Origin of the sequence: Pedobacter hartonius, assembly GCF_900107535.1 — a bacterium.
In the GTDB taxonomy this organism is placed as follows: domain Bacteria; phylum Bacteroidota; class Bacteroidia; order Sphingobacteriales; family Sphingobacteriaceae; genus Pedobacter; species Pedobacter hartonius.
On sequence record NZ_FNRA01000003.1, the window covers coordinates 294,526 to 307,088 of the forward strand.

Below are 12,563 nucleotides of genomic sequence, written 5' to 3' on the forward strand. Positions count from 1 at the left end.
AAAAATAGCAGTTTTAATTTTATCAATAGCCGGGGTTTTGAGCCAGCGTTGCGTCCTTGTTACGTTCAATTTCACTTGATGGGATTGGCCATAGGTTATATGTAGGCAGCATATCTTTATAGTAAGGATTACATTTTTTTACACGATCATATAACAAACCCAGACGTCCCAGTGTTAACCTCCGTTTTTCTTCGACGCCCAACTCCCGCATTCTTTCATCGAGTATATAATCAATATTCACACTTGCAGCCGCCACAGGCGAAGCATTGGCCCTTGCCCGGACCACATTGATATCTGCAGCCGCATTGCCCAGATTGTTCAAACGCATATAAGCTTCAGCACGCAGCAGATAAGTTTCTGCCAGCCGGAACATATACTGATCTGTAAAGGTTGCCCCCGCAGCTGGTTTCAAAAGCCCCGTTGCTGCATCCTGGATCAGATTTGAGGGATGGTCAAACGGTGTGGTGCATTTGGTCTGGTAAGCATAAAAAGCACGTGAGGGAACGGTAATTCCTTTGGGTGGGTTTGAAGTCGAGATGGTTTTACCATACATATCAGAAGCCCTGTTGTTACAGATATAATCGCGGACAAAGTTGTTGTTGGCATTACGGATATCATTTTTGAAATCACTCTGCCAGATATCATTCATGAAGTATGCAGTAGACACTGCCCAGCCTATTCCCCTTCCGCCTGAATAATCATTATTGGGCCACAAGAAGGTAGGAACAGAAGTTGTTGTACCGGCTGAGTTCACAAAAATATCACGGACAGAAGGTGCATGGTGCCTTTCCAGCATATAACTTGAGTCCCTCGTAGTAGAAAGCACACTCCCACCGATAATGTCTGTTTCAAATTGTACCACCCAGATCCCCTCCCGGTTCGAGTAGGTAGACCTGTTCTGGTTTTTTTGCTGAAAAAGATCCCAGTATACATCGCCCGGTGTAACGGTTGATCTTGATCCGAAACGTGTTTTCATTAAAGTCAGATTGGCATTTCCGATAACAGTCGTGGCAGCATCAACAGCATCCTGGTATTTGCCTGCTGCAAGATAAACCTCAGCCAAAAGATGAGAGGCGGCAACATTGCTGATCTCCCCGTCACGTACAGCAGTAATAGCGGGTAAATTTGTCACCGCAAAAGTCAGGTCTGTAATAACCTGGGCTAGGCATTCGTCTTTAGTGGCACGAACATAATCTGTTTTCGGGGTGGAAACCTCTTCCAGTGACAGCGGAACACCGCCGTATAGGTAAGTCAGCGTCCGGTAAGCAAGACCCCTGAAGAACCTGGCATGGGCCTCCACCAGCGTTTTTTGAGCATCGGTTAACTCAGAGGCCGGCATCCGGGCAATAATGGTATTGGATTCAGCAACAATTTTGTACAGGCGGCTCCAGTGGTCCTTTGTGATATTTCCGGTAGGATTATAAGCGGCGATCATATTGGTATGCCTGTCTGTACTTGGTTCTCCGTCAAATACCAGGTCTGTTCCGTACAGATAATCAAACGGCCGGGATTCACCACTACTGTAAAATTCAGACCGTGTCAGCACATAAAGATCAATCATGGATGCCGTAAAATCTTTATAGGTGATAAAAGCATTCGAGCTGCTGAGGAACGAGATTGGTTTCTCGGTCAGGAAATCCTTTTTACAGGAAACGGTACCGAGTATAAGTAGAATTGATATGGTTAATAACTTCTTCATGACTTGCTTTTTAAAATGTTGCGTTTAGTCCAATTGATATACCTTTTAGCAATGGACTGGCACCCATGTTCAGACCACCGTCGGTGATCTCAGGGTCCCAGCCTTTCCAGTCGGTCCAGGTGTATAAGTTCTTGCCGCTGGCGAAGATGCTTAAGTTTTTCATGTGTATGCTTTTGAGCAGCGGCTGAGGAAATTTATAACTCAATGTGATATCCTGTAACCTCACAAAACTTCGGGACTTGAAGTACTTGGGGTTAAAGGTGGGCGATACCTGTGACCTCGGGTATTCTCCGTTAGGGTTTGAGGGCGACCACCAGTCGATCCCTGCAAAATTGTTATATCTTATATTATTATCATTGAGGATGAGGGACACTGAATTGTCGCCCATATATCCGCTGCCGCCACCCTGGATAGAGTTGATGAAAAAGCTGAACGTAAAGTTTTTATAGTCAAATGAATTCAGCACACTGAACCGGAATGCCGGATCTGCAGAACCGACAATCACCCGGTCGTTTGTATTCACCACCCCATCACCGTTGGTATCTACCACCCTGCGTGTTCCGGGGTAATATCCTGCCGGAATAGTTTCATTTAAACCATAAATACCGTTGTATTTGTAGTCATAGAAACTGTTGATGGAATGGCCGATGAACAGGTTGCTGTTGATCAGGTCACCATTGCCGAGCAGATCAGTGATTTTATTGATATTCCTGGAAAAGTTAAACGTGGTATTCCATTTAAAACCGCCGCTGTTGATGTTGGTAGAGGTCAGTGTTAGCTCTATTCCTTTATTTGACACACCACCTATATTGCTGGTAATGGTTTCAAATCCGGTAACGTTAGGAATGTTAACGTTGAAGAGCAGATCCTTGGTTTTGCGGGAATAAACATCCAGCGCACCGCTCAGGCGCCCTTTGAATAAAGTAAAGTCGGCCCCTACGTTGATCTCCCGTGTTTTTTCCCAGCGCAGGTTCGGGTTGCCCAGGTTGTAGACGCGCTGTCCGAACAGCGTATTGGAATTTCCGTCGCCAAAGAGATAGTTATATCCGCTGGAACGCACCTGGTCCAGTGATCGGTACCGCTGAACCTGGTTGCCGCTGATTCCATATCCTGCTCTGATTTTCAGGTATTGGATGACAGGCACTTTAAAAAAAGGCTCATCCGTCACGATCCATCCCAGCGATGCGGAAGGAAAGACTGCATATTTATTATTTTCAGCAAAGGCGGAATAGCCATCGCGCCTCACCGTACCGGTGAAAATATATTTATCGTCAAAAGTATAATTTACACGGGCCATCTGGTAATTCAGGCTCTCCCGGTAACCATCAGAGCTGACGGTTTGCACGGCACCCAGACCGATATTGTTATATCCCAGTGTTAAGCGGCTAAAGCCGGTGGCATTTGCCTTTGTAGACTCATCCCTTCGCTCAATGGCACCGTAAAGTAAGGTAGCTGTAATGCCATGTTTTTTTATCTTTTTGTTATAGGTCAGGATATTATCCAGGGTATAATCATAGTATTGTTCTGTAGCCTTAGATACACTACCTGTTTGACTGGCCCCGTATGGGTTTGCGATATAAACATTATCCGTCCGTCCGTTATTACCAAAATTAAGCCGGTAGGATAATCCTTCAAGGAAGGGAAAGTTTACCTGCGAATACAGATTGGCAAAGTAGAAATTATGTCTGTCAAAATTATCAACATCAGAGCTGCTGAAAGGGTTGATATCCTGAGATGTACTGTAAGGCTGTACGATCAGGTTCCCGCTGGCATCATAAGGTACCAGAAGCGGGGAAGTTCTGATCAGAGAAGTCCTGTCTGGCTGAGCTCCGTCTTCATTATTAAATGCGGCGAACGTTTGCACACCCACTGTCAGCCAGTCATTGATCTTGCCTTCCAGGTTTGCCCTTGCACTTTTTCGCTTGAACTGGTCATTAATGATATAACCCGACTGATTCGTATAGTTGGCCGAGATCAGATAGTTGATCCTGTCTGCCCCTCCTGATACGCTTAAACCATATTCATTGATAGATCCCCGGTTGGTTCCGGCATCATACCAGTTAAAATCATTGGGTAAAAGTCCGCTGGCATTCTTCAACCCACCATCAGCGATCACGGTGATATCCGGCTGAACGTATGAAGGGTTGGTGTAAGACTTGGTGAAGTCCAGCGCCTTAATGTACTCCAGCTGCTCGGCCCGGTTCATAGGGCGTAAATCTGACGTAGGGGTCTGCGTAGCATAAGAAGTGGTAAAATTTATTCTGGGTTCACCTTTACCTTTGCGGCTTGTCACCAGTAACACGCCATTTGCCGCCTGGGCACCATATACTGCAGTTGAACTTGCATCTTTAAGTACATCGATGGATTCAATATCATCAGGATTGATAGCCGAAAGGTTACCATTAAATTGTATCCCGTCGAGGATGATCAGCGCATTCTGATTTCCGCCCAGTGTATTCTGGCCCCTCACCCTGATCGTTGGCGTATTGCCGGCTCCCGTTACCGGGCCGACGTTTAAACCTGCCACTGCTCCCTGCAGGGATTGTCCTATATTGGTATTCGGAGCATCCCTGAACGATTCGAGGTTGGCCCTCGCTATCGAACCTGTAACCGTCGCCTTGCGTTGCTGGCCATAACCAACTACCACTACCTCGGTCAGGTTTTTATTGTCCTCGATGAGCACAATATTCAGCACCGTACCACTGCTCAGGTCTTTCTCCTGTGTGACGAAGCCCGTGTAGCTAAAGATCAGCCTCACGTTTTGATCAGCAACCCTGATCCTGAATTCACCGTTTCCGTCCGTTACGGAAGCTGTACTGGTATTTTTTATCTTGATGGAAACACCTGGTATGGCAGCACCTTTGGCGTCAGTTACCTTACCTTTGACCTCAATTTGCTGAAGCGATGAGTCATGTCCGGCGGCCGGGTATCCGCTCAGAGCGGTCAGGTCCGGGGCATTTCCGTGATAGATTCTTTCTTTTGACCAGGCTTCTCCCTGGAAGAGAACAGCTAAGATTACACCTGAAATCAATGTTGTCATGGACACGCTTTTCTTGATATATTTCAGTTTCTTCCCGTGTTTATAAGGGGTAAATATTCTATACATTCTATATGTTTTATATTCGGTTGACAAAAAGTTCAGACAGGAGATCACCATGTGCCGGGTTAACCTGGCTGCATGCCGATCCTAAGATCTGCAGGGAATATTGAAGAGTAAATGATTTTTGTGATGGCCTCCCTTCTTAATCATAAAGCATCTGAACAACATGACATCGGACAAGATCTTTAACATATGCCCGAAATCAGGCATAGATGTATAATGGTTTATATTTCGGTTTATTGATTTCAAAATAACCGAATGAGATTAACATTTACTGTTCAACCTGTTGACTATTCGTCTCAATTTTTGCAGGCCGGTAATTGTATGCTGCTACCGCATGAGCAGCGTTCGGGCAGAACTGATGTAAAGCCAAAAAAACCCTCTCTGCCTATTGCAGGAGGGGTTTACATGAATGTGTTATACCGTCATCTTCGCATCATTAAACAACCGGATAGTTACCGCCATCAATATGATAATCTGCACCTGTGATATAAGATGCCCGTGATGAAACTAGAAAATAAACTAACTCTGCCGTCTCTTCAGGCTGTGCCATTCTTCCCATCGGTATTCCGTCAAGTCTTGCCACGAGGTTAGCAGCTATCTCGTCAGAAGTAATACCTGCAGTTTTAGCCAGATCATCCAGAAACGTAGCCATAGCCTGGGTTTTGTTTAATCCGGGAGAAACTGTCACTACTCTTCCCCCTGAGGGGCAACTTCAGTGGCCAGTGTTTTACTATAAGCATTCAGTGCAGCCTTAGCGGCTGTATAGGCCATTGTAGCGTCCCAGAGAGGAAACTTACCACTGGTTGAGGAGATATGGATGATAACGCCACTTTTTTGTTGCAGCATCTTAGGCAATAAGGCCCTGTCTAAACGTACTGAAGATAACAGATTTACCTGCATGCCTGGTCCCAATGCTCATCTGTCAGTGTACCATACCCTCCACCCGGATAGATATTTGCGCCCATGTTATTGACCAGGATATCCACGCCGCCAAATTGTTCATTGATCTCAACTGACATCCGGGCAACGTTCGTGACCTCCGAGAAATCTGCTGCAATAAAATGATGTTTAATTTCCATGTCTCCGGGACGGTTTCTTGCAGTTACGATCACCCTGGCCCCAGCCCGGGCTAATCTGTCAGCAATCGCTTTTCCTATTCCCTGGGTTCCACCAGTCACAAGTGCAATTTTGCCTTCAAGATCTTTATTTACATACTGAGCGTTTTCCATTTTGTATATCATTTACTTTTGTTTCACAAAGAAACTAGAAGAACCCATACGCTACAGGTTTGCCGGCTGAATTGGTGGTTTCAACATTGTAACTAAAGGCAAATAGTGGTATCATAAATGTAACTAACCGCTAACAAACTTTTATCAATTCAATGTTGAGCAGGCTTGCCAGCTTACTTATTTTTGAACACAAATGACCGATACCCACAGCACAGTGGTGTGCCGGACCATGGGCATTCCAGTCCTCAACAAATTTTCTTGATCCAACCGCAAACTTATATCTGCTGTTGGTATTGCCGATTTCGAGAATTGGTCCCGCAACAGACTCACCTTCGGCCACCAGGAAGAATATTTTGCCATCATTTTCAACAACAGACAATAAGGTTACTTTGCCCACTTTAACAGACATTTCAACCGATAGCCCGCTTCCAACCTTGCCATGATAGACTTGCAGCGGCTTCACCTTTATTTTACCTTCAGCTATAGCCAGGTGGCCAGGGCCATCATGGCCCATCAGCACTACATCATCCATAAAATCAATGGCATAATATTCCGTAAATGAGCCTCCCGCCCCAAAACTGTCCATGATTTTCATCGCCTGTGCATTTTTCACTTCATATTCCCCTGCTACCGGGATGCCCTTCGCGGTCAGCAGGGAATTGCCTAAAATAATAGAGCTCATGGTTTCTCCGTTTGTATTCCCGGTTCCCTTATGATAGTAAGCCATCGATCCCAGATTGTAACGTGCAACCAGCTTATCCAGTGCAAGGGCGGTTTTCGCTGCCTTGTACAACTCCTGCTGCTCACAGGACGGATCAATTTCAAAGACCGATTGAAATTCATCAATCCTGAATTCGATTTCCTCATCCGGAATGTTTTCTCTTAAGGCAGTCAATTCATCAGGCTCTATAATTTCTACATGATTCCCAAAAACGGAACATTGCAGCGTGATATCAGCATAAATATCCAGCATCCCACTATAATAACCACCCATCAAACCAAGCGTATTATGGCTCATGATATGTGCCACTTTCCCTGCCGCTATCCATTCGCTGATCTCTTCCCAGGTTGACACATCATTTAAAACTCCTGTGATCTGATGAAAACGGATCCCTGAGCGCCTGAATACATTGGCAATTTCAGGAACAGGGCAGGCAGAACAGTAAGCCAGCCACTCAGCTGTCATTTGAGTACGGTCGTTCAGCTGGTTAAAGGATTTATAATCAATAGCTTCTCCCGGTGCGAGATTCAAAATAATTACCGGAACCTTTGCCCTTCTCACTACCGGCAATACAGTTGACGATAAAGCATAGGTAGTTACATATAAAAAGATGATATCAACATCACCCTTTCTAAAATCATGCCCTGCGTCGAAGGCTTTGCCGGCATTATCTATCAGCCCCAGGTTCAGCACTTCAGTACCATAGTTTTTCAGTTTATTTTCTACCTCTTCCAGATAGCCGGTTAACCTTTGTTCCAGGCCATCAAACTGAGGCCAGTAAGTGTCAAGGCCTATACCAAATAAACCTATTTTAAAAAGGCGGTGAGTCATATATTTAAGAATTATAAGGTGTTTCTAAACTTGGAGGGGGAAAGTGACATTTTGCTTTTAAACACCCTGGAGAAATAATATTCAGATTCAAATCCATTTTGAAAGGCAATCTCTGCAACGCTCAGACCGGTTTCCTTCAGCATTTTAGCAGCCTTTTGGATTTTAAGGTTGAGTTGATACTGACCAGGGGACTGGCCTGTAATCTCCTTAAAAGCTTTTCTAAACCAGGCATAACTCACATTGTGTTTTGCAGCCAGGTCTTCAGCAGAAATATTGGAGTACAGGTTTTCGTGAATGCTGTACCTGATATTATTGATCAGCTGCATTTTACGGCTATGGCTCTGTGCTTTTAACAGGGCAGAAGCATATACCAGGCCAAGCATCTGTATGGAGAAACAGGCGGCCAGCTGGTTACAAGCCAGGCCGCCCTGTCTCATGGCATCAATAAGGCGAATAAAGATATCAATGAATTCTGCGTTAAACCCCATTTGAATAAGCGGACGTTCGGGGCTGAAGCAATCCTGTTTCATCAGGTGGCTGGCGTAATTACCCTCAAATCCTACCCAATACTCTGTCCAGCCGGTTTGTTTATTTGGCCTGAAACGGTGCCAGATACCCGGATAAAGAAAAAATAAGGTGCCTGGTTGAATATCTATCAGGCCTAAGGACTCCGTCTCAAATACACCTGTACCAGATGCAATATAGACCAACTGGTATTCTGAAAGCACCCGGCCCTCCTCCCATTTAAAGAAATAATCCTCCGGATGTTTAGGATCGGGATAAACAGAACCCGGATCATGAATACAATGACCAACGTTCAATACTTTAACACCCAAATCCGGTTGCTCAATATGCGCTGAATGGTCTGCATCAATATACTTTCTAAAAGCTTCCATATTTGGTTAGTGCCGGTTACTGATCATCGAAAATAAATAAACACAGGCACTCTTTGTATCATTTTGTTAAATGATATCAATAAGTGCATTTAAAATCTCATATCTTTTACTTTTGTAATTCTTGTCTTTAGGTCTATATTTAGGTTAGGAGAATGAACACAGTGATGTTGTTTTCCCTATTCTCCTTCCATTTAGGCACGATATCTGGTTTATTTTAAAAGTATTCCCGTCTGTTTTAACCCTGTCTGCTCCATACCATGTATACTCCACAAACACTGCAGCTATATACCAAAAATACCTCAGATATACCGGTGCCGTATAGTTAGCGTATGCCCCGCGTTTAGATGAGGTATACCTGGTACGTCCTGAATACGCAAGAATTATATGCGGATAAGGTTTAAACTACAGCAATATCTATTTCAGGACTATGTTGTTCATAAAAGCATTAACTTTAACACTATCAATTATAAATCGTTATGAGCAGTAAAGAGCGGAGGGAAAGGCTAAAGGTGAAGGTCCATAAACAGATCCTCGAAGCCGCAATGGGAATCATAAAAAATGAGGGAAGCGAGTCATTAAGTATCAGGAAAATTGCCGACATCATAGAATACAGCCCTCCGATCATCTACTCCTATTTCTTAAACAAGGAAGCCGTTTTGATTGAATTGTCAAAACAGGGATATACCATGCTGATCAATATTATGCAACAAGAGCTGGCAATGGTTACCGGTCCGAAAGAAAGGTTTGAAGCCATGTTAATGGCCTACCTGGATTTTGCAACGAAAGAGCCCGAGCTGTACCAGTTGATGTACACGGTAGGTGCAAGTGTTACAGACGTGGGGAAAGCTTTCCCGGCACTGGCAACATTTATTAATCTCTTCCGGGAACAAATACAGTTAGTAGCAAAAAAAGATACATTTACGGAAGGCAATTTCCGGTGTAGCTATCTGGTATGCGTATCTTTTGTGCATGGCCTTGCAGCCTTAAATCGCTATTACAAAGATATAGATCCGGCAATGAACAATAAAGTATTGAAGAAAGCCATTGCAGGGGTGATCAGCACACTTGACTGTGCCTAGACCCTACTTAGACAGGCAATCCTTTTTTTCTTTAGCTTTTGCTAGAACCGGTTCAGCTGAATTTTGTGTGATTTCCTGACAGGTAATCTTGTTAGCATATCCGCTTTGAGTACTCACTACACTGACATAGTTCGTTTTACCTTCAGCCACCATGATCTTCAACGGTGGTGATTTTTTTCCGGTGGATAAGCCCCCGCTAACGACGCTAAGGGTATGTTCGCCCGCACCTAAATCATGTATTGAAAACGACTTATTTTTCAGTTTGCAAATTAATTGATCATCGATATAAAATGAGTAATTAACAGCAGATCCGGTGTACCCTGTGGACCTGATCAAATAAACCTGCCCGGCGTTTGTTTGTGAGAAAGCAGTAAAAGATCCGGTAATAAGATATGCGAATAGCGCGATTAATTTAAATGCTTTCATAGTATTAGTGTGAAATTTTCAGACCTGTTTATTTTCAATTATCACTCAATATAATAAAAAACCCAATTTATTTTATCCGTTTTACTGAACTTTTTTTCATAAAGAATGATTTAGCCACCAAAATATAATTTTTTTCATAAAAAAATTATAACCGCTGCTTTTATAAATGATAAAATTTCTATCCCGTTCGCTGATTATTATTGGCGCATGCCTGTGTGCCTGCATGGTATTATATGCACAAAGTAGGGATACCACGCGGGTGAGGAACGGGAAAGATAGTACCATCAATAGTTTTGTGATCAAAATGCAGGCTTTTGCAAAGACATCAGCCCGGAAAAGCGCGGATGAATTTGCGGCAGATAAAGCCACATTAGCGCAGAACAGCATATTTAAACAGATCAAAAAGACCGTACACAAAGCAAAGATCTACTTGAAAACGAACGTTGACACAATTGGTACGAGGGCACAACTGGAGATGACCGAAAAAAATTTCGTGACCGCCGGAAACGGAGTGTTTACGAACAAAGGCAAAGTGCAGACATTTCGCAACTTAACTGCAACGGCAAAAATCCTGACTGAGCTGCTGAACAAGGCAAATACCAGTAAGGCCTGGCTTGACCGTCACCAGGAACAGCTTATCGGGTTCCGGCACTAGTTAAATTCAGTGCTAAGCGTACATCGCTATTACAGCAATATTTAGGGCAAACGGCATTGTCATGCCTTTTCCGCAGCAGGATGTTTACCTGCACCATCCGCAAAATCCCCGGGAGGGTGAATAATTCCCGGGGATTTTCACTGACCTCTATTCACTCCATGGAGAATGCAGGATACAATCGCAGAAGTTTTTACGGTGAAAATTCGGAATCATAAATGCGCAGACATCTGCTTTGATATTGCCGAAGGTAGTATCCGTTTTGTGCTCAAAACCTGAGAAAAAAGTAGGAATAATCTTGTTTTTAAAGTTATTCCTGGGATAAGCAGCAATAATTTCTTCGCGGTGGGCATCACTGAGATTTTCGTAATCCTCTCCTATCACGTCTAATCCTACCCCGGCATACATCAGTGCCACTTCAGGCTCTTTATGCTCGGCTATTCCGATAGTGGTATGGAGGGCGATGGTATCCCAGACCAATTGTAATGACTCTTTTGGAAGACTGTACCCCTGAAGAAAATTTCTGGCTGCATTGGCTCCGTCCACCTCAAACCGCAGATCGGGACTGCTGTAATGAGGAGTTAAACCAAGGTCGTGAAACATCGCGCTCACATACAGCAGCTCTGGATCATATATCTTGTTGTTGCGCTGTCCGTTCAGAGAGCCGAAAAGGAAAACGCGTAACGAATGGTTGTAGATAAATTCAGTTCCATGTTCCAGAAGTAACTCGGTAGCCTGGATGGCTATTGCACTGTCCGGAATGCTGATCCCGGCAAGTGATTTTAATCTGTTTACTGACATATGTATATTTTTTATACAAACTTAGCCCCTTAAGATGGCACACAGAATGTTAAAAAAGGAAGATCACATGTCAGTTTTGACCAGCCCGCGCCTGTAATGCTGAGGAGATTGCGCGGCATTTTTCTTGAAAAAATGGCTGAATTGTTCCGGAGTAGAGAACCTTAGCCGGAAGGCGATGTCTTTAACAGGATTTGAGGAGAACTGGAGGTAGCGTTTTGCCTCGGCCATGAGTTTACTGTTGATCAATTCCTTTGCCCCCTTCCCGCTGTAACGTTTGCACAATGTTGTAAGTTTTCGTGATGAAATATTCAGTTCTGCCGCATAATAATCCACTTCTCGGGAAACCATAAAGTCTTTACCGATCAAGTCATAGAACTGGCGGTACTGCTGGTATTCATAGTTATCAAATCCTGCTTTTAAAGCGGCATTGATATTTGCCATTTTAATCATCATGATCTTCAGATAGGCTGCCAGTGCATCAGGTTTGTTAATGTAGTCCGGCTTCCGGTCTTCTCTCCATAAGGCGCGGAATATGGGCGCAATTTCTTTAAAATCCCCACGGTCTAATGGCAACAATTGGTTGACCGCAGCGTTATCAAAAAGGACAGACTTACAGTTACTGGCGCTGGCCGGTGCCTTTTCCCAGAAGAATTCATCAAAGTTGAGTTCATAGCCGGTGATGGATGCTCCCTTCCGAATGTGAAAAGACTGGTCTTTGGCCATCAGAAAAATCTGGCGACCACTGATGTTATAAGCATAATTGTCAATCATCAGTACACCGCTCCCTTCCCGGACAAACAGAATCCGGTTATGAAGCAGGCGCAATGCTGCTTCTCCCTCAAATACCTGGTCTGCGTAATCACTAATAGAGAAAGCATAATTTGATTCCTGATCAGTTACGCTAAATTTTTCATCGTTTAACATAGATTCATCCTTCTGACTGTTGATACGCCCCGGCTGGCAAATATAGATGAACGTTTATTTTCAAACGTGAAGCTGTTATGATGTGACGGCCAACTGACTAAATGAACCAGCCTGCTTTTAAGATCACATAAATGACAAAAATTTCTTTCCAGACATTTTCTGGTTAAACGCTCCGGTGTACCTGATTGTATTACTGGATACC

At 43.9% G+C, this 12,563-nt stretch carries 9 protein-coding genes and 1 pseudogene; 2 read left to right on the plus strand and 8 right to left on the minus strand.

Annotated elements, in window-relative coordinates; genetic code table 11:
• Positions 1 to 22: 22 nt before the first annotated feature.
• The 5 genes and pseudogenes from BLW16_RS07310 to BLW16_RS07330 form a co-directional block, all read right to left on the minus strand.
• Positions 23 to 1,699 carry a RagB/SusD family nutrient uptake outer membrane protein gene (locus tag BLW16_RS07310; protein WP_090555901.1) on the minus strand — a complete coding sequence of 559 codons (1,677 nt, stop codon included), beginning with the start codon at positions 1,697 to 1,699 and terminating at the stop codon, positions 23 to 25.
• A 10-nt stretch (positions 1,700 to 1,709) separates the two neighbouring features.
• Positions 1,710 to 4,805 carry a SusC/RagA family TonB-linked outer membrane protein gene (locus tag BLW16_RS07315; protein WP_217631532.1) on the minus strand — a complete coding sequence of 1,032 codons (3,096 nt, stop codon included), beginning with the start codon at positions 4,803 to 4,805 and terminating at the stop codon, positions 1,710 to 1,712.
• A 433-nt stretch (positions 4,806 to 5,238) separates the two neighbouring features.
• A pseudogene (locus BLW16_RS23995) lies at positions 5,239 to 6,043 on the minus strand (SDR family oxidoreductase).
• A gap of 118 nt (positions 6,044 to 6,161) precedes the next feature.
• Positions 6,162 to 7,583, minus strand: a complete 1,422-nt coding sequence (locus BLW16_RS07325) for an arabinose isomerase (protein ID WP_090555902.1) — start codon at positions 7,581 to 7,583, stop codon at positions 6,162 to 6,164.
• A gap of 11 nt (positions 7,584 to 7,594) precedes the next feature.
• Complete coding sequence (locus tag BLW16_RS07330; protein ID WP_090555903.1) at positions 7,595 to 8,479, minus strand: AraC family transcriptional regulator; 885 nt, start codon at positions 8,477 to 8,479, stop codon at positions 7,595 to 7,597.
• A 476-nt stretch (positions 8,480 to 8,955) separates the two neighbouring features.
• On the opposite strand from BLW16_RS07330, the gene BLW16_RS07335 reads away from it, so the two are divergent.
• Positions 8,956 to 9,558 (plus strand): TetR/AcrR family transcriptional regulator, encoded by a 603-nt coding sequence (locus BLW16_RS07335; protein ID WP_090555904.1) that lies wholly within the window; start codon positions 8,956 to 8,958, stop codon positions 9,556 to 9,558.
• A gap of 3 nt (positions 9,559 to 9,561) precedes the next feature.
• Here the strand turns inward: BLW16_RS07335 and BLW16_RS07340 are convergent, their stop codons facing one another.
• Positions 9,562 to 9,984, minus strand: a complete 423-nt coding sequence (locus BLW16_RS07340) for a DUF2846 domain-containing protein (RefSeq protein ID WP_090555905.1) — start codon at positions 9,982 to 9,984, stop codon at positions 9,562 to 9,564.
• A gap of 166 nt (positions 9,985 to 10,150) precedes the next feature.
• Between BLW16_RS07340 and BLW16_RS07345 the strand changes: the two genes are divergently transcribed.
• Positions 10,151 to 10,639 (plus strand): hypothetical protein, encoded by a 489-nt coding sequence (locus tag BLW16_RS07345; protein ID WP_090555906.1) that lies wholly within the window; start codon positions 10,151 to 10,153, stop codon positions 10,637 to 10,639.
• A gap of 147 nt (positions 10,640 to 10,786) precedes the next feature.
• Here the strand turns inward: BLW16_RS07345 and BLW16_RS07350 are convergent, their stop codons facing one another.
• The gene (locus BLW16_RS07350; RefSeq protein WP_090555907.1) at positions 10,787 to 11,437 is read right to left on the minus strand and encodes an HD domain-containing protein; all 651 of its coding nucleotides are present in this window, start codon (positions 11,435 to 11,437) and stop codon (positions 10,787 to 10,789) included.
• Between the two features lie 63 nt (positions 11,438 to 11,500).
• The gene (locus tag BLW16_RS07355; protein WP_090555908.1) at positions 11,501 to 12,361 is read right to left on the minus strand and encodes a helix-turn-helix domain-containing protein; all 861 of its coding nucleotides are present in this window, start codon (positions 12,359 to 12,361) and stop codon (positions 11,501 to 11,503) included.
• Between the last annotated feature and the right edge of the window lie 202 nt (positions 12,362 to 12,563).

What these genes read in the sequence shown, in the direction of transcription:
- BLW16_RS07325 (WP_090555902.1), bottom strand. Translation starts at nt 7,583, where the DNA reads ATGACTCACCGCCTTTTTAAAATAGGTTTATTTGGTATAGGCCTTGAC.
- BLW16_RS07350 (WP_090555907.1), bottom strand. Translation starts at nt 11,437, where the DNA reads ATGTCAGTAAACAGATTAAAATCACTTGCCGGGATCAGCATTCCGGAC.
- BLW16_RS07355 (WP_090555908.1), bottom strand. Translation starts at nt 12,361, where the DNA reads ATGTTAAACGATGAAAAATTTAGCGTAACTGATCAGGAATCAAATTAT.
- BLW16_RS07330 (WP_090555903.1), bottom strand. Translation starts at nt 8,479, where the DNA reads ATGGAAGCTTTTAGAAAGTATATTGATGCAGACCATTCAGCGCATATT.
- BLW16_RS07345 (WP_090555906.1), top strand. Translation starts at nt 10,151, where the DNA reads ATGATAAAATTTCTATCCCGTTCGCTGATTATTATTGGCGCATGCCTG.
- BLW16_RS07335 (WP_090555904.1), top strand. Translation starts at nt 8,956, where the DNA reads ATGAGCAGTAAAGAGCGGAGGGAAAGGCTAAAGGTGAAGGTCCATAAA.
- BLW16_RS07340 (WP_090555905.1), bottom strand. Translation starts at nt 9,984, where the DNA reads ATGAAAGCATTTAAATTAATCGCGCTATTCGCATATCTTATTACCGGA.
- BLW16_RS07310 (WP_090555901.1), bottom strand. Translation starts at nt 1,699, where the DNA reads ATGAAGAAGTTATTAACCATATCAATTCTACTTATACTCGGTACCGTT.
- BLW16_RS07315 (WP_217631532.1), bottom strand. Translation starts at nt 4,805, where the DNA reads ATGTATAGAATATTTACCCCTTATAAACACGGGAAGAAACTGAAATAT.